We start from the raw sequence: 19,923 nt of genomic DNA on the forward strand, positions 1-19,923 counted from the left end.
TGGCTGTTAGCGGAACGGCGGCTCGTCGAAGCTGCGCAGCTTGCGCGAGTGCAGCGAGTTGAGCTGGCTGCGCAGCAGGTCGAGGGCGGTGATGCCGATGTGCAGATGCTGGGTCACCGCCCGCTCGTAGAAGGCGCCGGCGGCGCCGGGCAGCTTGATCTCGCTGTGCAGCGGCTTGTCCGACACGCACAACAGGGTGCCGTAGGGCACCCGCAGGCGATAACCCTGGGCGGCGATGGTGCCGCTTTCCATGTCCACCGCCACGGCGCGCGCCAGGTTGATCAGCGGCCGCTCTTGGGCCCAGCGCAACTCCCAGTTGCGATCGTCGTAGGTCAACACGGTGCCGGTGCGCAAACGCCGCTTGAGGGCGTCGCCACGCTCGCCGGTGACTTGCGCGGCGGCCTCCTGCAAGGCCATCTGCACTTCGGCCAGGGCCGGCAGGGGAATGTTGGGCGGCAGCACCCGGTCGAGAATCCCGTCGCGGCGCATATAGGCGTGGGCCAGCACGTAATCGCCGATGGTCTGCGATTGGCGCAATCCGCCGCAGTGGCCGATCATCAACCAGCAGTGCGGACGCAGCACGGCCAGGTGGTCGGTGATGTTCTTCGCGTTGGACGGGCCGACACCAATGTTCACCAGGGTGATGCCGTCGCCAGGACTGGCGCCCTGCAGGTGGTAGGCCGGCATCTGGTAGCGGTGCCAGACCACGGTCTCGATGATCGCCTGCATCTCGCCCTCGGCCATGCCGCGCTCGATCACCACGTTGCCCGGCAGCACCATGCGCACGAAACGCGAATCCGCCTGCAGCACATCCAGGCCATGGCGAATGAACTGGTCGACGTAGCGGTGATAGTTGGTCAGCAGGATCCAGGGCTGCACATGACGCCAATCGCTGCCGGTGTAATGCACCAGGCGGCGCAGGGAAAAATCCACCCGGGCGGCGTCGAACAGGGCCAGCGGCAATTGCTCCGCGCCCTCCCAGTCGTACAGGCCATCGGCTGTGCCGTCGTTGGCGGCGGACAGATCGGTGCTGGGGAACACCCGCGCCAGTTCGGCGGCGGTAATCCCCGAGCCGGCCAGCTCATCGCCATGCTCGACCACATAGGGATAGGGAATATTCTGCTGGCTGACGCCCACCTCGACACACACGGTAAAGTCATGCATCAGCGGCTGCAGTTGCTCCAGCAGGTAATTGCGGAAAGCCTCGGGGTGGGTGACGGTGATGCTGTAGGTGCCGGGCACCTGGACCTTGGCATAGGCACGCACAGTCGCGGGCGCCTCGCCCTGGCACAAATAAGTCAGACGCAGTTCCGGGTAGTGGAACTGACGCAGTTGTTCGGCGTCCGGCTTGATGCCTTCCTTGACATAGCGCTTGAGCGCCCGACTCAGGGCAGCGGTGGCCTGCAGATGCAGGGCGGCCAGGCGATCCACGGCCTCTTCGGCAGTAGTGGCGACAACGAAGTCTTCTGAACTGGGGGTCACGGCAGATATTCCTGGCTGAATACACGCGCCTATCTTGCCCTGATCGCCGCGCCTTGGCATAGCGCGACGTGGCTACTCCGGCAGTCACCTGAGATCCGCCGGCAACGGCTGCGCGGTCAAGGACCCGACCCGCCGGGTGCCGGGGTTGCCAAGCGGGTAAAAATCCGGCAGCGAACCCAGGCTGCCGGGCAAACGCAGCAACTGATTGCGCTCCCCCCGCAACTACGAAGTTGGACTGGCCTGTCGTAGCCGGTGCCTGTAAGTGCCGGCCTGGCCTGCACCAGAACCAATGGCGGCCCGGTCGATGCGTGGTGGTTGTTACAACGTTCGTCGCCCTCAGGCAGTTCACGAACGGCCGACCGCGTGCCAGCTTGACGATCGCTTGAACCTCTGCGGGAAAACACATCAACCCGTCATAGAGATCGCTGCCGGGCGATCGCCTCCAGACCGGCCTTCAGTACCGCCAGGCTGGGTGCTGCAGTCAGGCTCAGGCGCAAGGCATGGGGGGCGTTGGGGCCGACCGCGAAGACCTCCGCCGCTGCCGCTTCGACGCCCGCAGCGCGGCAACACCTCAGCAGATCCTCGTCGGCGCGTGCCTGCAACCATCGATGCGGCGCAGCGGATGACAGCGTCGCGCCGAGCAGTTTCTGCGCCAGCCGCCAGCGCCGGGCCACCTGCACACGCTGCCAGCTCAGGCGGCGCGCAGCCGTGCCGTCCTCAAGCCATTCGCAGCCAATCTGCAGGCACAGCGGTGACAGCGCCCAGCTGGTCGCCTGGGCCTCGGGGTCGATGCGCGACAGCCATTGCTCAGGCCCGGCGATAAAGCCCAGGCGCAAGCCCGGCGCGACCGTCTTCGACAGGCTGCTGATCAGTAGAGTGCGTTCTGGCAACACCGACGCCAGTGGCGGCTCATCGCCGAGCGCGCCATAGACGTCGTCCTCGATGATCAGCACCTCGTGCCGACGCGCCACCGCCGCTATCGCTTCGCGGCGCCGCGCATCCATGCTCACGCCGCTAGGGTTTTGCATGCAAGGCGTCAAGATCGCCACACGCGCCGAAGTGGCGCGGACCATGCGGTCGAAATCGTCCGGCAGGATACCGTGCTCATCCATCGCCACCCCGTGCAACGGTAGCCGCAATTGACGACCGGCCGCCTTGATCCCCGGCGAGGTCAGGCTCTCCACCAGCACCGGCTCACCGGGTTCGCACAATCCGAGCAGCGCAGCGAACACGCCCTGCTGGGCACCGGCACAGAGCAGAACCTGCCGCGGTGGCAGTTCCACCGCGCGGCCGCACAGCCAGTTGCTCAGCGCCAGCTGACCGCGCTGCAAGCTGCGCGCCGAGGGATAGCCTTGCAGCCTGGCCAGCCCACCCGTTGCGCACAACGCCTGCATGCTGCGCTGCAGGTCGTGGTCGTCGGGGTCGATGACCGGCAGATTGGTCGACAGATCGATCAGCTGCGGGTGCGCCTCGGGCAGCTTCAAGCGGAACAGGCTGGCCTCGCGGCTGCTGGCCAGCACATAGGTACCGCGCCCTACCTCGCCGCTGACGAGATGTCGCCGTGCCGCTTCGCGGTAGGCCTGCATGGTCGTGCTGGGGTTGAGACCGAGCGCCCAGGCCAGTCGCCGCTGCGGTGGCAGGCAATCGCCCGGCTTCAGCTCACCCCGTGAAATGGCCGAGGCGATGGCATCGACCAGGGCCAGGTAGCGCGGCTGATTATTGGATTGGAGTTCGGGTAACCACATTGTCTGCCATGCAATATAACTATTTACCCATACAATGCGCGCGCCCTAGGATCTTGGTCAAACCTCGCCAAGGAGCTTTCGATGTTCGACCTCGATGCATTGCGCCAAGCCGCCGACCTTATCCACCAGAGCGTGCCGCCGACACCTCAGCATCCGTGGCCGCTGCTGGCCAAGCGGCTGGGCTGCGAGGTCTGGGTCAAGCACGAAAATCACACGCCGGCCGGCGCCTTCAAGGTGCGCGGCGGCGTGCTCTATGTGAACGAGCTGCTCAAGCGCGAACCAAAGGTGCCGGGGCTGGTGACCGCGACCCGCGGCAATCACGGGCTCAGCCTGGCGATGGCGGCACGCCAGGCAGGCTTGCGCCTGCAGGTGCTGGTTCCCGAGGGCAACTCCACGGAAAAGAATGCTGCCATGCGGGCGTGCGGCGCCGAAGTGAGCGAATTCGGCCGCGACTTCGACACGGCTCGGCAGAAGGCAGCGCAATTCGCCGAGGCGAACGGCTGGCATTTCGTCCCATCCCTGCACCCGGACCTGATTCGTGGCGTTGCCACCTATGCGTTGGAACTGCTCGAAGCGGTGCCCGATCTGCGCCGGGTCTATGTGCCGATCGGTCTTGGCTCGGGGATCTGCGGGATGATCCGCACCCGCGATTTGCTGGGCCTGGAGACGGAGATCATCGGCGTGGTGTCCAGCGCGGCCGATGCCTATGCCTCGAGCTTCGAACAGGGTCGCATCGTCTGCACCGAAACAGCCGACACCTTCGCCGACGGCATGGCCTGCCGAATCCCGGCGCCCGAGGCACTGGAAATCATCCGTGCAGGTGCGGCGCGTATCGTGCGGGTCGACGACGACGCCATCCGCCGGGCCATTGTTGCCCTGCACGAAGACACCCACAACCTCGCCGAGGGCGCTGGGGCCGCCGCGCTGGCAGCGGCCATGCAGGAACGCGAGCGCAATCGCGGCGAACGCATCGCGGTGGTGCTCAGCGGGGCCAATATCGACCGTAGCCTGCTCGCCAGCATTCTTGTCGAACCCACCGGTGCCGCCTGATCGGCGCCACAGCTGACTACTCGATGAAGGGCGTGCTGCGCGCCACCAGCGCGGCGACATCGATGCCGCGTGGCAGGGTGCCGTAGACCCGTCCGCCAGCGCCAAGGCGGCTGGCGATAAAGGCGTCGCTTACCGTGGCGTTGCCGGCTTCCAGCAGCAGCTTGGCCTGCAGCGCCAGGGCCACGTCTTCGGTCAGTTGGCGGGCGCGGTACTGGATGTCGGCGCTGTCGCTGAAATCCGCCTGGAGTTTGTCGATATGCTTTTTCAGCCGGGCATCGCCATGGCCGTCGCCCAGCTCAGCGAACAGCGCATCGAGCACGCCCGGCTCCTTGGACAGCGCGCGCAGCACGTCGAGGCACTGCACGTTGCCGGAGCCTTCCCAGGTCGAATTGACCGGTGCCTCGCGGTACAGGCGCGGCAGGATGCTGTCTTCGACGTAGCCGGCGCCGCCCATGCATTCGGCGGCCTCGTTGATCATGGCCGGCGCACGCTTGCAGATCCAGTACTTGCCGACCGCAATGACCAGGCGGGCGAGCTTGTCTTCCTGCGGGTCTGCGGCCTGGTCCAGGGCCTTGCCCATACGCAGGGTCAGGGCCAGGGCGGCTTCGCTTTCCAGGGCCAGGTCGGCCAGGACGTTCTGCATCAGCGGTTGTTCGTTGAGCACGCGGCCGCCGACCTGGCGGTAGGCGCAGTGATGGGAGGCCTGGGTCAGGGCCTGACGCATCAGGGCACTGGAGCCGACCATGCAATCGAAGCGGGTCAGCGCGACCATTTCGATGATGGTCGGCACGCCGCGCCCCTCCTCGCCGACCATCCAGGCCAGGGCACCGCGGTACTCGACTTCGCTGGAGGCATTCGAGCAGTTGCCCAGCTTGTTCTTCAGGCGCTGGATATACAGCTCGTTGCGCGTGCCGTCCGGGCGATGGCGCGGCAACAGGAAGCAGGTCAGGCCCTTGTCGGTATAGGCCAGGGTCAGGAAGGCGTCGCACATGGGCGCCGAGCAGAACCACTTGTGGCCGACCAGCTCATAGGCCTGGCCGGGCCCGCCAGCGCCGACCGGATAGGCGCGGGTGGTGTTGGCGCGCACGTCGGTGCCGCCCTGTTTCTCGGTCATGGCCATGCCGATGGTGGCACCGCTCTTCTGTTCGATCGGCAGGTTGCGCGGGTCGTACCGGGTGGAGAGGATCTTCGGCAGCCAGATTTCGGCGATATCCGGCTGCAGCTTCAACGCCGGTACGCTGGCGTAGGTCATGGTCAGCGGACAACCACTGCCGGCTTCGGCCTGGCTGTGCAGGTAGCTCATCGCCGCACGGGCGACCTGGGCGCCGGGTCGCGGATCGGTCCAGGGCATGGATGGGATGCCGTGCTCGATCGCCGCGGCCATCAGCTGGTGATAGGCCGGGTGGTACTCGACCAGATCGATGCGCTGGCCATAGCGATCATGGCTCTTGAACTGCGGCTTGTTCTCGTTGGCGAGAAAGCCCGCGGCCATCAGCTCGCCACCGGCCAGGGCGCCATAGGCGTCGATGCGCGCCTCGGCCCAGTCGCCGCCGAAGCGCTTGTTCCACTCCTGCAAGGGCAGGTCGGCGCGGTAGAGGTTGGCGCCGTCCAGCGGCGGCACCTGGTTGAACACTTCATGGGTTTCGGCATGCTGACTGGCATTCATGACTGCGGCTCCTTTTCGGGCAGCGGGGCGCCAACGGCGCGTAGACAGAAGGTGACCAGGCCCTGGCTGACTTCACTCAGGCTCGGGGCGGGATAACCCGCTTCGCGGGCGGCGCGGGCGGGGGGTGACAAGGGTCCGACCAGGGCTTCGGCGATAGCGCCGACCAGGCAGGCGGCGGTCAGGCCGAGATGGGTGACGCGGAACACGCCGGCGGCGTTGCCTTCCTCGAGCAGCTCGCCGAACGACTCGGCATAGGCCTCGCGGTAGAGCAGCCGCTGCTCGTCGACCTGCGGCTCGACCGGTTCGGCGATCAAGGCGAAGGCCAGGCGCCGGCTGTGCCAGGCCCGCGCGGCGAACTGCTGCAAGCCGGCGGCCAGACGCTCGGCCGGTGGGCCCGGAGCGCGCAGGGTCTGCAGCAGCGCCTCGAGTTCGCACTGACTGGCAATCGCGAAGACTTCGGCGGCCAATTCGCCCTTGTTGTGAAAATGGCGGTACAGACTGCCGGTGGCGATGCCCACGTCCTCGGCCAGCGCCTGCATGGTCAAGGCGGCGAAACCGCCATCGGCAACACGCGCCAGGGCGCCGGCAAGGATCCGCTGGCGCAGTGCCTGATCGCGGTCGATACGCAGGGCGCTGGTGCGATAAGCCATGATCTGAATCCTGATTCATTAATTGCATTCAGTGAATCATGCTTCAGAGTTTGCGCAAAGGGGCATTTCGGCCAAGAGAGAGGGCTGGGACAGAGGCTAGGAGGCTGTCTCAGAATTATTGTTTCGATGGCACCGACTCGTAGGGTGCGCCGTGCGCACCCCTGACAACCGGGTGCCTGGGCGCACCCTGTACAGGCCAGCTGCAGCCGCTTGAACAATGATTATTGCGAGACAGCACACTAGGAGGCGCGGCACAGCACCCAGTCGTGCAACAGGCCGCGCAAGGCCTCGAACTTCACCGGTTTGGCCAGGTAATCGCTCATGCCGGCAGCCAGACAGCGCTCGCGGTCGCCGCTGTGGCTGTGGGCGGTGATCGCCAGCACCGGCAGCTCGGCGCAGCCCGGCAAGGTGCGCAGCGCCCGGCAGGTGGCGAAACCGTCCATCACCGGCATCTGGCAATCCATGAGGACCGCATCGACCGATTCGCCACGCAGCACCTCGAGGGCCTCGGCACCGTTGTCGGCGGTACGCACCTGGTAACCCAGCTTGAGCAGCATGCCGCGGGTCACCAGCTGGTTGATCGCGTTGTCCTCGACCACCAGCACCGTGCACTGCCCGGGACTGCGCGCGACCACGGCCTGCGCCCGCGACACAGGCGCAGGCTGCGCGGCCAGCGGATGCGGCAGGGCCAGCGGCACCTGCAGCTGGAAACGGCTGCCCTGGCCAGGCTGCGACTCATGGCCGAGGGTGCCGCCCTGCAGGTCGACCAACTGCCGACAGATTGCCAGACCGATACCCAGGCCGCCGTATTCACGGGTCATGGAGCCGTCCAGCTGATGGAAGCGCTGATACAGCGACGTCTCCTGCGGCACACTGAACCCCACACCGGTGTCGATCACCTCGATGCTCAGCGGCAGGCTATCGGACACCGTGCCGGCGCGCCTGACCCGCAGGCGGATTTCGCCCTGGGTGGTGAACTTGATGGCGTTGTCGAGCAGATAGCCGAGGCTCTGCGCCAGCTTGCCGGCATCGCCCTCGAGGGTATCGGGCAGGCTTTCGTCCAGTTCCAGGACGAAGCGCAGGCCCTTGTCCTCGGCACGCGCTTTGTGCTGCGCGCGCAAGCTGTCGAGCAGCCCGCGCAGGCTGAACGGTTCGCGCCGCGGGTAGAGCTTGCCGGCCTGCAACTCGCTGAGGGCGAGGATGTCGTTGACCATGCGCATCATGTCCCGCGCCGAGTTGGCGGCGGTCTTCTGGTACTGCGCCACTTCGGCATCCAGATCGGTCATCTGCATCAATTCCAGCGAACCGATCACCCCGTTCATCGGCGTGCGCAGTTCGTGGGTGACGGTGGCGAGGAATTCGTCCTTGAGTCGGTTGCTGTTGGCCAGTTCCTGGTTCAGCGCCTCCAGCTTGCGCCCGGCATCCTGGAGAATCCGCGTGCGCTCCTCCTTCATCGCGTTGATCCGGTCGGCCAGAGCCAGCGACAGCAAGCCGACCTCCAGGGCCGAACCGATCTGGCTGGCGTACATGGTCAGGAACACATTGGGCAGGTAGCCGAGCACCATCAGGCTGTTGATCGCGCCGCCGAGCAGGAAGGTACTCCAGGCGATGATGAAGTAGCGCGCCACGCGCATGCCGCGCAGCCAGGCCAGGACCCCGGCGACGAAGACCACCACGGTGAACAGCAGCGCCAGGTAGGTAGCCAGGCGCAACGACAGGGCATAGCTGACGGTCAGCGCCAGGACCATCACCCCGGCACCGCTGACCATCAGCAGCAGCAGCGTGCGGTCGACCCAGGGGCTGTGCTCGGCGGTATGCAGAAAGCTGCGCGCGAACTGGCAGCCGAACAGCGCCGCCGAACCGATCAGAAAGGGCGTCGCAGCATTCGCCCACCAGGGGTTGTCAGGCCAGAAATACTCGATGCCGGCGCCGTTGACCGACACCTGATAAAGGCCGAATGAGGCGATATAGAGGATGTAATAGAGGTAGCTGGCATCCCTGACGCTGAGGAAGATAAACAGGTTGTAGATCAGCATCACCAACAGCACGCCATAGATGATGCCGAGCACATAGATACGCGCGGGCTGCTCTTCCAGGTAGGCATTGGGCGCCCACAGGCTCAGCGGTGCCTGGATCGAGCCCTGGCTCTGCAGGCGCAGATAGACACGCTGCGGCTGGTGCGGCTGCAGGTCGAGTTCGAACAGGTAATTATGGTGCTTGATCTGCCGGCTGGCGAAAGGCAATCCGTCGCCGGTACGCTGGGCCAGCTGGAACCTGCCCTGGGCGTCCGCCAGGTACAGGTCCAGCAGATCCAGCGGCGGATAGGCCAGTTCCAGCAACCAGGGCTGCGGCCCGCCCAGCCCGTCCGCCCGCTGCGGCCGATATTCCAGATCCAGGCGCAGCCAGAATACCGAACGCGAATAGCCGGCGTTCAGCACCGGTTTGTCATGCTGGCGAAAGCTCGCCTGCAGCGCCGACGAGGTGACTTCGTCGATAGTCGCATCACCGCGCACATCCTCGAACACATGCATGGCCTGGCCAAGCGGCAGCTCGCGGGTATGCTCATCGAAGACCACGGCAGAGGCGCATAGCGGCCAGACTGCCAACAGAAAAATCAGGAGGTAGCGCATGCGGACCCACGAAGGCGAAGTCGGGCAAAGTCGGGATGCGCCGGAGAGCCCTTCTCTCCTGACTGACGCCGCCTCGCCTACCCGGTTATTTGAGTGGCCGTCACTCTAGCACAGGCTTTGCGGGGGGAAACGGCGGCTGGCGCAAACAGCGCGGGCACACATGCAGGGCCCTGGAATCGGCCCCAAAGGCCAACGACAATACAGCCAGCGAACGCCTTGAAAAATCCCCTGCACGATCAGAATCCCCAACTGCGAGCGGCATGGCTCGACTCGATCGCCGCGCCCACCCGCGCGGTTCAATCGGGGCCGTTTAATGCTAAGCTCGCGCACCATGAAAACGCCTACTTCCCGCCCCGTAGTGCTCTGCCTGTCCGGCCACGACCCAAGTGGTGGTGCCGGCCTGCAAGCCGATATCGAAGCCCTGCTCGCGCAAGGCTGCCACGCCGCCCCGACGGTCACCGCACTGACCGTGCAGGACACGGTGAACGTCAGCGATTTCCGCGTGCTCGACCGCGACTGGGTGCTGGCCCAGGCCAATGCGGTGATCGCCGACCTGCCGATCGCAGCAGTCAAGCTGGGCATGCTCGGCTCGGTGGAAATGGTCGAGACCGTGCTGCAGATCATGCAGCAATTGCCGGGCATCCCCCTGGTCTGCGACCCGGTCTTGCGTGCCGGCGGTGGTGGCGCCCTGGGCAAGGATGAAGTCGGCTATGCCATGCGCAAGCGCCTGTTTGCCGTATCCACCATCGCCACGCCGAACCTGCCGGAAGCACGCATCCTCGCCGAACTGCCGGACGGCACGGCCGATCAGTGCGCGGAGAAGCTGCTGCCCTATATCCAGCATTTGCTGATCACCGGCGGCCATGGCGATGAACATCAGGTGCACAATCGCCTGTATTGCCGCGACGGCAGCCGTCACACCTTTACCTGTCAGCGCCTGCCGGGCAGCTACCACGGCTCCGGCTGCACCCTGGCCAGCGCCCTGGCCGGCCGCCTGGCCCTCGGTCAGGAGCTGGTCAGCGCCGTGCAGTTCGCCCTCGATTACACCTGGCGCACCCTGCGCGACGCCGAGCAACCCGGCCATGGCCAGTACATCCCGCGCCGCCTGCCGCTGGATGCTTATTAATAGAAAGCAGCTGATGGAGCGCTTCCGATGAAACTGCGTGGCCTGTATGCCATCACCGACAGCGAATTGCTCAAGGGCAAGCTGCTGCCCTACGTCGAGGCCGCCCTCAAGGGCGGCGCGACGCTGCTGCAATACCGCGACAAGTCGACCGACGACGCCCGCCGCCTGCGTCAGGCCGAAGCCCTGCGCGAGCTGTGCACTCGCTACGGCGCCGGACTGATCATCAACGACGACGCCGAACTGGCTGCACGCCTCGGCGTCGGCCTGCACCTGGGCCAAGGCGACGGCTCGCTGTCCGCCGCCCGCGCCCTGCTCGGGCGCCAGGCGATCATCGGCGGCACCTGCCACGCCCAGATCGAGCTGGCCGAAGCCGCCGCCAAGGAGGGCGCCAGCTATGTCGCCTTCGGTCGCTTCTTCGACTCCAACACCAAGCCCGGCGCCCCCTGTGCCACGCTCGAGCTGCTGGATGAGGCGAAAAGCCGCATCGGCCTGCCGATCGTCGCCATCGGCGGCGTGACCCTGGACAATGCCGCCCAGCTGATTGCCCGAGGCGCCAGCATGGTGGCAGTGATCCACGCCCTGTTCGCCGCCGACTCGGCCGCCGAAGTCGAGCGCCGCGCCCGCGCCTTCAGCGCCCTGTTCGCCACCCCTTAACCGATTTGCGGGGCGGCCCGATTCGCCCCGACTCGCTATTTGAGAGGCCCTGCCATGTCCCGCTCCGAAATCCTCTTCGCCCACGCCCAGAAGCACATCCCCGGCGGCGTCAACTCGCCGGTGCGCGCCTTCAAGAGCGTCGGCGGCACGCCGCTGTTCTTCAAGCATGCGGCCGGCGCCTATGTCACCGATGAGGATGACAAGCGCTACGTGGACTACGTCGGTTCCTGGGGCCCGATGATTCTCGGCCACAGCCACCCGGACGTGCTCGATGCGGTGCGCCGCCAGCTGGAACATGGCCTGTCCTACGGCGCACCGACTGCCATGGAAACCGAGATGGCCGACCTGGTCTGCGCTTTGGTGCCGTCCATGGACATGGTGCGCATGGTCAGCTCCGGCACCGAAGCGACCATGAGCGCGATCCGCCTGGCGCGCGGCTTCACCGGCCGCGACAGCATCATCAAGTTCGAAGGCTGCTACCACGGCCATTCCGACAGCTTGTTAGTCAAGGCCGGCTCGGGCCTGCTGACCCAGGGCGTGCCGAGCTCGGCCGGGGTGCCGGCGGCCTTCGCCAAACACACCCTGACCCTGCCGTTCAACGACATCGACGCGGTCGCGCAGATGCTCGGTGAAGTCGGCAACGAAGTGGCCTGCATCATCGTCGAGCCGGTGGCCGGCAACATGAACTGCGTACCGCCGGCGCCGGGCTTTCTCCAGGGCCTGCGCGAACAATGCGACAAGCATGGCGTGGTGCTGATCTTCGACGAAGTGATGACCGGCTTTCGCGTCGCCCTCGGCGGTGCCCAGGCGCATTACGGCGTGACCCCGGACCTGACCACCTTCGGCAAGATCATCGGCGGCGGCATGCCGGTCGGCTGCTTCGGCGGCAAGCGCGAGATCATGCACTGCATCGCCCCGCTCGGCCCGGTCTACCAGGCCGGCACCCTGTCCGGCAACCCGCTGGCCATGGCCGCCGGCCTGACCACCCTGAAGCTGATCAGCCGCCCGGGCTTCCATGCCGAGCTGAGCGACTACACCGCATGCATGCTGCAGGGCCTGCAGGATCGCGCCGATGCCGCCGGCATCCCCTTCGTCACCACCCAGGCCGGCGGCATGTTCGGCCTGTACTTCAGCGGTGCCGACGACATCGTCACCTTTGACGACGTGATGAGCAGCGATGCCGAGCGCTTCAAGCGCTTCTTCCACCTGATGCTGGATGGCGGCGTCTATCTGGCCCCGAGCGCCTTCGAAGCCGGCTTCACCTCCATCGCCCACGGCCAGACGGAGCTTGCGATCACCCTGGACGCGGCCGAGCGCGCCTTCGCCGAGCTGAAAAAAAGCTGATGCAGTACAGCACTGTCCTGTCCGGCGGCATGCTGGCACTGGCCTGCCTGGCCTGCGCCGTCGCCATCGGCAAGGCGCGCAAGCACTACGGCGAGGCCGATCAACCGGCACTGTTCTGCGCCCTGCTCGGCTTTCTCTTGGCGGCTGCGGCGGCGGTTGCCGCCGTCGGCGACCCGAGCTGGCAGGCCGGCCACCTGTGGCTGAGCCAGGCCAGCAGTTTTCTCGGCCTGCCGCTACTCGGCGTAGCCGCGCTGACCCTTGGCCGCGGCTGGGCCTGGAGCCGGCCGAACTGGGGACGCGTGGTGCTGGGGCTGTGCGCCTTCTTCGAGCTGTTCCGGCAAATGAACCTGCTGGAGGACTACCGCCTGCTGCTCAACCTGGCGAGCCTGCTGCTGATTGTCTATGCCGGCGCTATCCAGTGGCCGCGGCGCACACCGGCATACGCCGCGACGGTCATTGTCGGCCTGTTCTTGCTGGCCACACTGGCGATCGGCAGCGAGGGCCTTATCGGTCCGTTGCGCCGCATCGACCTGCTGCATGCCGTGCTGACACTGGCCTACCCGCTGCTGGCCTGGCTGCTACTGAGCCTGCCGGGCCATGCAGCTGATGGCAGCATTCGAGAAAACCCCGTAAAGACTTTGTAAGAACGCCACTGCTTATTTCATAATGCCAAGGCCGACGCACCTTGTCGGCCGGGCTCGACCCCGCACCGCTTCCCGAGGTACACGGATTTCCATGAACTGCACCGGCCGCACCCTATCTCTGGGCTGCCTGCTGCTTCTTCTGCCGCTGCTGGCGTTCGCAGGCGGCAACACCCTGCTGATCCCCGCAACCGGCAGTTGCTCGCTGAACACCTCGCCCGAAGACCTGCCCGACGCGCTGGCCGCCTGCCAGCAAGCGGCGCAGAACGGTGACCCGCAAGCCGGGTATGAACTGGGCGAATTCTTTTACGACGGCAAGCGCGCGCCGCGCGACCTGGCGCAAGCGCTGAACTGGTTCGAGCAGGCTTCGCTGCAGGGTCATGCCCAGGCGCAATATCGCCTGGGCATGATGTTCTTCCGCGGCGAAGGTGTGCCGGCGAACAATGTGCAGGCTTTTATCGTACTGAAGATGGCCGCGGTGAACGGCTCGGATGAAGCCATGGACAGTGCCGACCTGGTTTCTGAGCGCATGCAGCGCGAGGAACTGGAACTCGCCGGCCAGGTACTCGGCGAGATATTCCGCAACTACCTGCTGGAGCTGCAGGCGGCCGACGGCCAATCGCCATTCGCGCCGCTGCCGTAGCGGCCGGAGGCAGGAGTCGCAAGGCTTCGAGAGCTGCAGGACGGGTTGAGCGCAGCGAACCCATGCTGCCTGAGATGGATATTGCTTCGCTCAACCTGCCCGGCCCACCCCATCCTACCCAGCTCAGAGTTTGCAGCTTGCCGCCAAGCTATTTATCCGGCATCGGCATGGGGAACGGCATGACATTGCCGCCACCCTTGGCCTCGCTGATCTTCGGCGTGCCCAGGCGTTCGACTTCGTCGATGCGAATGATCGCGTGCATGGGCAAAAAGCTGCGCACCACGCCGTCGAACTGGGCCTTGAGTTTCTCTTCGCTGGGATCGACCACCACCTGGGTCCGCTCACCGAAGACAAACTCCTCCACCTCCAGGAAGCCCCACAGATCGCTCTGAAAGATCTGCTTGGCATACATTTCGTACACCTGGCCCTGGTTGAGGAAAATCACCTTATAGATGGGTTCGCGCTTGCTCATGGATGGAAGTCTAGACTGGAGGGGAAAAAGAGGGCGCAAATCATAGCACAGCCACCGGCCAGGCAATGCCAGCTGCCTGTCAAACTTAACGCTGCCCTGCTACGGACGGCTAAGTCCGACAGGCGGCTAGGAACCCAGCCGTTCGGCCACTATAATGTGCGGTTCTTCGAATCACCCTTTTGAGCGCGCATGACCAAGAAGCTTTATATCGAAACCCACGGCTGCCAGATGAACGAGTACGACAGCTCGCGTATGGTCGACCTGCTGGGCGAACATCAAGCCCTGGAAGTCACCGCACGCGCTGAAGATGCCGACGTGATCCTGCTCAACACCTGCTCGATTCGCGAAAGAGCCCAGGACAAGGTGTTCTCCCAGCTTGGCCGCTGGCGCGAACTGAAGCTGGCCAACCCGGAACTGGTGATCGGCGTCGGCGGCTGCGTGGCCAGCCAGGAAGGGGCGGCAATCCGCGACCGGGCGCCCTATGTCGACGTCGTCTTCGGCCCGCAGACCCTGCACCGCCTGCCGGAAATGATCGCCGCCGTGCGCAGCACCAAGCTGCCGCAGGTGGACATTTCCTTCCCCGAGATCGAGAAATTCGACCGCCTGCCCGAACCACGGGTCGACGGCCCCAGCGCTTATGTCTCGGTGATGGAAGGCTGCAGCAAGTACTGCACCTTCTGCGTAGTGCCCTATACCCGTGGCGAGGAAGTCAGCCGCCCACTGGCCGACGTCCTCGCCGAAGTGCTGCACCTGGCTGAAAACGGCGTGCGCGAAGTCACCCTGCTCGGCCAGAACGTCAACGGCTACCGCGGCGACACCCCAGACGGCCAGCTCGCCGACTTTGCCGAATTGCTCTACGCCGTGGCCGCCATCGACGGCATCGACCGTATCCGCTACACCACCAGCCACCCGCTGGAATTCTCCGATGCGCTGATCCAGGCTCATGCCGAGATCCCCGAACTGGTGAAATACCTGCATCTGCCGGTGCAGTCGGGCTCCGATCGCATTCTCGCAGCCATGAAGCGCAACCACACCGCACTCGAGTACAAGTCGCGCATCCGCAAACTGCGCGCGGCGGTGCCGGACATCCTGATCAGCACGGACTTCATCATCGGCTTCCCTGGCGAAACCGAGAAAGACTTCGAGCAGACCATGAAACTGATCGAGGACGTCGGCTTCGATTTCTCCTATTCCTTCGTCTACAGCGCGCGCCCCGGCACCCCGGCGGCGGACCTGAGCGACGACACCCCGGAAGAACTGAAGAAGCAGCGCCTGGCGATCCTGCAGCAGCGCATCAGCCAGCAAGGCGCCGAAAACAGCCGGCGCATGGTCGGTACGGTTCAGCGCATCCTGGTCAGCGATTACTCGAAGAAGGATCCCGGCATGCTCCAGGGCCGCACCGAGAGCAACCGGGTGGTCAACTTCCGCACCGACAACCCGCGCCTGATCGGTCAGTTCGTCGACGTGCATATCGACGACGCCCTGCCCAACTCGCTACGCGGCAGCCTGCTCGGCGAATGAACCGCCCCGCCATGCACGGGGTACGCCGCGTGCAGCCCGGGCGGAGCAGTGCCAATTTCAGGCGCAATCCGAACCCACAGCAAGCGATGCTAAAGTTGCAGCAGTCCGAGCTTTCCCGCGCGCACTGCTAGCGGTATTCTTCGTTTCACTACCCAGCCGACTGGCGGCCATCAAACGACCTTGAACGCACCCATAGAACCACATCGCTTTATCCTCGAGCCCTTTGAAGCTCGCCGCTTTGCCAGTCTCTGCGGGCAATTCGACGAGCACCTGCGCCTGATCGAACAGCGCCTGGCCATCGAGATCCGCAACCGCGGCAACCAGTTCGAGCTGATCGGCGCGCCGGAACAGACCAACTCCGCCGAACAACTGTTGCGCCGCCTCTACCGCGAAACCAAGGGCACGGAGCTGTCACCGGACATGGTGCACCTGTTCCTGCAGGAGTCCGGTATCGAGGAACTGGCCAACCCCAGCGCCGAACCCGGCATCGCCCTGCGCACCCGCAAGGGCATGGTTCGTCCGCGCGGGGTCAACCAGCAGCGCTACGTCAAAGCCATTCTCGAGCACGACATCAACTTCGGCGTCGGCCCGGCCGGCACCGGCAAGACCTACCTGGCGGTGGCCTGCGCGGTGGACGCCCTGGAGCGCGAGCAGATTCGCCGCATCCTGCTGGTGCGTCCGGCAGTCGAGGCCGGCGAGAAGCTCGGCTTCCTGCCCGGCGACCTGTCACAGAAGATCGACCCCTACCTGCGCCCGCTGTACGACGCGCTCTACGAAATGCTCGGCTTCGAGCAGGTGGCCAAGCTGATCGAGAAGCAGGTGATCGAGGTCGCACCGCTGGCCTATATGCGCGGGCGCACCCTGAACAACAGCTTCATCATCCTCGACGAGAGCCAGAACACCACCCTGGAACAGATGAAGATGTTCCTCACCCGCATCGGCTTCGGCTCCACCGCGATAATCACCGGCGACATCACCCAGGTCGACCTGCCGCGCGGCACCAAGAGCGGCCTGACCCACGTCATCGACGTGCTGCGTGACGTGCCGGGCATCAGCTTCACCCACTTCAAGCCCAAGGACGTGGTGCGCCACCCCCTGGTCCAGCGCATCGTCGAGGCCTACGAACGTTACGACGATCGGGTTCACGGCAAGCTGATCGACGAGCCGGACAACAACAATGCTTGAACTGGATCTGCAGGTCGCCACCCTGGCTGCCGATTTACCCAGCGAGGCGCAGTTTCGCAGCTGGTGCGAAACCGCCCTGCGCCAGCGCACGGCCGATTCCGAGCTGACCATCCGCCTGGTCGACGAAGCCGAAGGTCTCGAACTCAACCACACCTACCGCCAGCGCGACTACGCCACCAACGTGCTGTCCTTCCCCGCCGACGTCCCGGACGGAATGCTGGATATCCCCCTGCTCGGCGACCTGGTGATCTGTGTGCCGGTGGTCGAGCGCGAGGCGCTCGAGCAGGAAAAATCCACGCAGGCGCACTGGGCACACCTGGTCATCCACGGCTGCCTGCACCTGCTCGGCTACGATCACATCGACGACGCCGAAGCCGAAGAAATGGAAGCACTGGAACGCACACTGCTCGCCGAGCTGGGTCATCCAGACCCCTATGCCGACGACAAATAGCAAATAATTGCCCATCAGCAAGGATCCCGAGTAACCCCCATGAGCGAAGACCGATCGAGCAACGAGCCGAAGTCCTGGTTGAACAAACTGACCCAGGCTTTTGCTCATGAGCCGAAAAACCGCCAGGAACTGCTGGAAGTACTGCGTGAAGCGCACCAGAACAAGCTGCTCGACAGCGAAGCGCTGGCCATCGTCGAAGGCGCCATCCAGGTGGCCGACCTGCAGGTCCGTGACATCATGGTCCCGCGCTCGCAGATGATCAGCATCAAGGCCAACCAGACGCCCAAAGAATTCCTGCCCTCGATCATCGAAGCCGCCCACTCGCGCTATCCGGTGGTGGGCGAAAGCCTGGATGACGTGATCGGCATTCTGCTGGCCAAGGATCTGCTGCCGCTGGTACTGCTGGACGAGCAGCCGAACTTCAACATCAAGGACGTGCTGCGCCCGGCGACCTTCGTCCCCGAGTCCAAGCGCCTCAACGTGCTGCTGCGCGAGTTCCGCGCCAACCACAACCATATGGCCGTGGTGATCGACGAATATGGCGGCGTGGCCGGCCTGGTGACCATCGAAGACGTGCTCGAGCAGATCGTCGGCGACATCGAGGACGAGCACGATGTCGAGGAAGACAGCTACGTCAAACCGCTACCCAGCGGTGATTTCCTGGTCAAGGCACTGACCCCGATCGACAGTTTCAACGAGTCCTTCGACACCCAGTTCTCCGACGACGAGTTCGATACTGTCGGCGGCCTGGTGATGAGCGCCTTCGGCCACCTGCCCAAACGCAATGAAGTGACCGAGATCGGCGAATTCCGCTTCCGCGTACTCAACGCCGACAGCCGCCGCATCCACCTGCTGCGCCTGACTCCGCTGGTGCGCTAAGGCGCCAGCGGTGCTTTGGCAGATACAAGGATGGGTTAGTCGCGCCGCGGCGTAACCCATCAATGCCCCCGACACACCTTCCCCCCTTCCGCATTCCGCTCTACCCTTGCGCCACCTCCAATCCAAGGATCTGCATTCAATGCACTGGATAACTCGTTCCGGCTGGCCGGGCAACCTGATCGCCCTGGCGGCTGGCGCCATCACCCCGCTGGCGCTGGCACCGTTCGACCTGTGGCCACTGGCACTGCTCTCGATTGCCCTGTTTTATCTCGGTCTGCGCGACTTGAACCCACGCCAGGCAGCGTGGCGCGGTTGGTACTACGGTTTCGGCCTGTTCGCCGCCGGCACCAGCTGGGTCTACGTCAGCATCCACGACTACGGTGCCGCCTCGCCGGCCCTGGCGGCCTTTCTGACCCTCGGCTTCGTCGCCGGCCTGGGCCTGTTGCTGGCCCTGGCCGCCTGGCTGTGGGCGCGCTGGCTGCGCCGCAGCGAAGCACCGCTGGCAGACGCCCTGGCCTTCGCCGCCCTGTGGCTGACCCAGGAAGCCTTCCGTAGCTGGTTCCTCACCGGCTTTCCCTGGCTCTACGCCGGCTACAGCCAGCTCGACGGCCCATTGGCCGGACTCGCGCCCGTCGGCGGGGTATGGTTGCTGTCTTTCGTCCTGGCCTTGAGCGCAGCTCTGCTGGTCAACCTGGTGCAGCTGCGCGCGCGCAAGGCCTTTCTCGCCACAGCCATAGTACTGCTGGCCGCCCCCTGGGTTGCCGGCCTCGCCCTCAAGGGCCACGCCTGGACCACGCCTGCCGGCGAACCGCTCAAGGTCGCGGCCATGCAGGGCAATATCGAACAGAACCTGAAGTGGGATCCGGCCCAGCTCAACGCCCAGCTGGCGCTGTACCGCGACCTGAGCTTCAGCGCCGAACCGACCGACCTGATCATCTGGCCGGAGACTGCCGTGCCGGTGCTCAAGGCGCAGGCCGCAGGCTACCTCCAGGCCATGGATCGCTTCGCCAGCGAACGCCAGGCCGCACTGATCACCGGCGTACCGATCCGCCAGGCCAACGAGCGTGGCGAGCCGCGCTACTACAATGCCGTCAGCGTGTTCGGCCAGGGCGAAGGCGACTACCTCAAGCAGAAACTGGTGCCCTTCGGCGAGTACGTGCCTCTGCAGGAGGTGCTGCGCGGGCTGATCGCCTTCTTCAACCTGCCGATGTCGGACTTTGCCCGCGGCTCGGCCGAGCAGCCGCTGCTGCAGGCCAAGGGCTACAAGATCGCCACCTTCATCTGCTACGAAGTGGTCTACCCGGAGTTCGCCGCGGGGCTCGCCGCACAGAGCGAACTGCTGCTGACGGTGAGCAATGACGCCTGGTTCGGCCGCTCGATCGGCCCGCTGCAGCACTTGCAGATGGCCCAGATGCGCGCCCTCGAAGCCGGTCGCTGGATGATCCGCGCGACCAACAACGGCATGACCGTGCTGATCGACCCCTTCGGCCGGATCACCGAGCAACTGCCGCAGTTCGAACAAGGCGTGCTCTATGGCGAGGTGGTGCCCATGCAACAGTTGACACCTTATTTGTACTGGCGCGGCTGGCCGCTGCTGATCCTCTGCACCCTGCTGCTCGCCTGGGCGCTGCTGGCCGGACGCATGGCCAGGACGCTGTAGGGGACAGTTGCAAGCTTGATCGCCCCCATGCTCCGCGTCATTGCACGCTCCCCCTGACGCGGAGCGTCACAGGCCGTGCTCCCTGGGAGCAATCAAAAGGCTATGTCCCCATTGTGTGTTGGAT

The 19,923-nt window shown here is 65.3% G+C and carries 17 protein-coding genes; 11 read left to right on the plus strand and 6 right to left on the minus strand.

All coding sequences use genetic code 11. From position 1 onward, the window contains the following. Window positions 1-6: 6 nt before the first annotated feature. Window positions 7-1,482 carry an AMP nucleosidase gene (gene amn, locus R3355_RS02730; protein ID WP_318959953.1) on the minus strand — a complete coding sequence of 492 codons (1,476 nt, stop codon included), beginning with the start codon at window positions 1,480-1,482 and terminating at the stop codon, window positions 7-9. A gap of 413 nt (window positions 1,483-1,895) precedes the next feature. Next, on the minus strand, window positions 1,896-3,227 hold the full coding sequence (locus tag R3355_RS02735) for a PLP-dependent aminotransferase family protein (protein ID WP_318959954.1): 1,332 nt from the start codon (window positions 3,225-3,227) through the stop codon (window positions 1,896-1,898). 81 nt (window positions 3,228-3,308) lie between these two features. Here R3355_RS02735 and R3355_RS02740 point away from each other — a divergent pair, with 81 nt between their 5' ends. Further along, window positions 3,309-4,277 (plus strand): threonine dehydratase, encoded by a 969-nt coding sequence (locus R3355_RS02740; protein ID WP_318959955.1) that lies wholly within the window; start codon window positions 3,309-3,311, stop codon window positions 4,275-4,277. A 16-nt stretch (window positions 4,278-4,293) separates the two neighbouring features. On the opposite strand, the gene R3355_RS02745 is transcribed toward R3355_RS02740, so the two are convergent. The 3 genes from R3355_RS02745 to R3355_RS02755 form a co-directional block, all read right to left on the minus strand. Next, the gene (locus R3355_RS02745; protein ID WP_318959956.1) at window positions 4,294-5,943 is read right to left on the minus strand and encodes an acyl-CoA dehydrogenase family protein; all 1,650 of its coding nucleotides are present in this window, start codon (window positions 5,941-5,943) and stop codon (window positions 4,294-4,296) included. Beyond that, a complete protein-coding gene (locus R3355_RS02750; RefSeq protein WP_318959957.1) occupies window positions 5,940-6,593 on the minus strand; it encodes a TetR/AcrR family transcriptional regulator in 654 nt (217 codons plus the stop codon). The genes R3355_RS02745 and R3355_RS02750 overlap by 4 nt, the downstream gene beginning before the upstream one ends. A 239-nt stretch (window positions 6,594-6,832) precedes the next feature. Beyond that, on the minus strand, window positions 6,833-9,223 hold the full coding sequence (locus R3355_RS02755; RefSeq protein WP_318959958.1) for a hybrid sensor histidine kinase/response regulator: 2,391 nt from the start codon (window positions 9,221-9,223) through the stop codon (window positions 6,833-6,835). A gap of 331 nt (window positions 9,224-9,554) precedes the next feature. On the opposite strand from R3355_RS02755, the gene R3355_RS02760 reads away from it, so the two are divergent. From R3355_RS02760 to R3355_RS02780, 5 genes are all read left to right on the plus strand, one after another. Then, a complete protein-coding gene (locus R3355_RS02760; RefSeq protein WP_318949380.1) occupies window positions 9,555-10,349 on the plus strand; it encodes a hydroxymethylpyrimidine/phosphomethylpyrimidine kinase in 795 nt (264 codons plus the stop codon). Between the two features lie 27 nt (window positions 10,350-10,376). Continuing rightward, window positions 10,377-11,003, plus strand: coding sequence for a thiamine phosphate synthase (gene thiE / locus R3355_RS02765; protein WP_318959959.1), 627 nt, complete (start codon window positions 10,377-10,379; stop codon window positions 11,001-11,003). Window positions 11,004-11,057: 54 nt separating this feature from the next. Beyond that, window positions 11,058-12,347, plus strand: coding sequence for a glutamate-1-semialdehyde 2,1-aminomutase (gene hemL / locus R3355_RS02770; protein WP_318959960.1), 1,290 nt, complete (start codon window positions 11,058-11,060; stop codon window positions 12,345-12,347). After that, on the plus strand, window positions 12,347-12,991 hold the full coding sequence (locus R3355_RS02775) for a hypothetical protein (RefSeq protein ID WP_318959961.1): 645 nt from the start codon (window positions 12,347-12,349) through the stop codon (window positions 12,989-12,991). The genes hemL and R3355_RS02775 overlap by 1 nt, the downstream gene beginning before the upstream one ends. Window positions 12,992-13,082: 91 nt before the next feature. Then, window positions 13,083-13,631 (plus strand): tetratricopeptide repeat protein, encoded by a 549-nt coding sequence (locus tag R3355_RS02780; protein ID WP_318959962.1) that lies wholly within the window; start codon window positions 13,083-13,085, stop codon window positions 13,629-13,631. A gap of 148 nt (window positions 13,632-13,779) precedes the next feature. On the opposite strand, the gene R3355_RS02785 is transcribed toward R3355_RS02780, so the two are convergent. After that, window positions 13,780-14,103, minus strand: coding sequence for a DUF1820 family protein (locus R3355_RS02785; protein WP_079204654.1), 324 nt, complete (start codon window positions 14,101-14,103; stop codon window positions 13,780-13,782). A 189-nt stretch (window positions 14,104-14,292) separates the two neighbouring features. Between R3355_RS02785 and miaB the strand changes: the two genes are divergently transcribed. The 5 genes from miaB to lnt all read left to right on the plus strand — a co-directional run bounded on the left by miaB (window position 14,293) and on the right by lnt (window position 19,799). Continuing rightward, window positions 14,293-15,624: a tRNA (N6-isopentenyl adenosine(37)-C2)-methylthiotransferase MiaB gene (gene miaB, locus R3355_RS02790; protein WP_318959963.1), complete on the plus strand. Its 1,332-nt coding sequence runs from the start codon at window positions 14,293-14,295 to the stop codon at window positions 15,622-15,624. Window positions 15,625-15,804: 180 nt separating this feature from the next. Beyond that, window positions 15,805-16,809 carry a PhoH family protein gene (locus R3355_RS02795; RefSeq protein WP_318959964.1) on the plus strand — a complete coding sequence of 335 codons (1,005 nt, stop codon included), beginning with the start codon at window positions 15,805-15,807 and terminating at the stop codon, window positions 16,807-16,809. Beyond that, complete coding sequence (gene ybeY / locus R3355_RS02800; RefSeq protein WP_318949373.1) at window positions 16,802-17,260, plus strand: rRNA maturation RNase YbeY; 459 nt, start codon at window positions 16,802-16,804, stop codon at window positions 17,258-17,260. The genes R3355_RS02795 and ybeY overlap by 8 nt, the downstream gene beginning before the upstream one ends. A gap of 39 nt (window positions 17,261-17,299) precedes the next feature. Beyond that, complete coding sequence (locus R3355_RS02805; RefSeq protein ID WP_318949372.1) at window positions 17,300-18,139, plus strand: HlyC/CorC family transporter; 840 nt, start codon at window positions 17,300-17,302, stop codon at window positions 18,137-18,139. Between the two features lie 139 nt (window positions 18,140-18,278). Then, window positions 18,279-19,799: an apolipoprotein N-acyltransferase gene (gene lnt / locus R3355_RS02810; RefSeq protein ID WP_318959965.1), complete on the plus strand. Its 1,521-nt coding sequence runs from the start codon at window positions 18,279-18,281 to the stop codon at window positions 19,797-19,799. The last annotated feature ends 124 nt before the right edge of the window (window positions 19,800-19,923 follow it).

This window comes from Pseudomonas sp. (genome assembly GCF_033723075.1).
Lineage (GTDB): Bacteria > Pseudomonadota > Gammaproteobacteria > Pseudomonadales > Pseudomonadaceae > Aquipseudomonas.

Coding starts and splice junctions, on each gene's coding strand:
- R3355_RS02735 (WP_318959954.1), bottom strand. CDS start 3,227: ATGTGGTTACCCGAACTCCAATCCAATAATCAGCCGCGCTACCTGGCC.
- R3355_RS02740 (WP_318959955.1), top strand. CDS start 3,309: ATGTTCGACCTCGATGCATTGCGCCAAGCCGCCGACCTTATCCACCAG.
- R3355_RS02745 (WP_318959956.1), bottom strand. CDS start 5,943: ATGAATGCCAGTCAGCATGCCGAAACCCATGAAGTGTTCAACCAGGTG.
- R3355_RS02750 (WP_318959957.1), bottom strand. CDS start 6,593: ATGGCTTATCGCACCAGCGCCCTGCGTATCGACCGCGATCAGGCACTG.
- R3355_RS02755 (WP_318959958.1), bottom strand. CDS start 9,223: ATGCGCTACCTCCTGATTTTTCTGTTGGCAGTCTGGCCGCTATGCGCC.
- R3355_RS02760 (WP_318949380.1), top strand. CDS start 9,555: ATGAAAACGCCTACTTCCCGCCCCGTAGTGCTCTGCCTGTCCGGCCAC.
- thiE (WP_318959959.1), top strand. CDS start 10,377: ATGAAACTGCGTGGCCTGTATGCCATCACCGACAGCGAATTGCTCAAG.
- hemL (WP_318959960.1), top strand. CDS start 11,058: ATGTCCCGCTCCGAAATCCTCTTCGCCCACGCCCAGAAGCACATCCCC.
- R3355_RS02775 (WP_318959961.1), top strand. CDS start 12,347: ATGCAGTACAGCACTGTCCTGTCCGGCGGCATGCTGGCACTGGCCTGC.
- R3355_RS02780 (WP_318959962.1), top strand. CDS start 13,083: ATGAACTGCACCGGCCGCACCCTATCTCTGGGCTGCCTGCTGCTTCTT.
- R3355_RS02785 (WP_079204654.1), bottom strand. CDS start 14,103: ATGAGCAAGCGCGAACCCATCTATAAGGTGATTTTCCTCAACCAGGGC.
- miaB (WP_318959963.1), top strand. CDS start 14,293: ATGACCAAGAAGCTTTATATCGAAACCCACGGCTGCCAGATGAACGAG.
- ybeY (WP_318949373.1), top strand. CDS start 16,802: ATGCTTGAACTGGATCTGCAGGTCGCCACCCTGGCTGCCGATTTACCC.
- R3355_RS02805 (WP_318949372.1), top strand. CDS start 17,300: ATGAGCGAAGACCGATCGAGCAACGAGCCGAAGTCCTGGTTGAACAAA.
- lnt (WP_318959965.1), top strand. CDS start 18,279: ATGCACTGGATAACTCGTTCCGGCTGGCCGGGCAACCTGATCGCCCTG.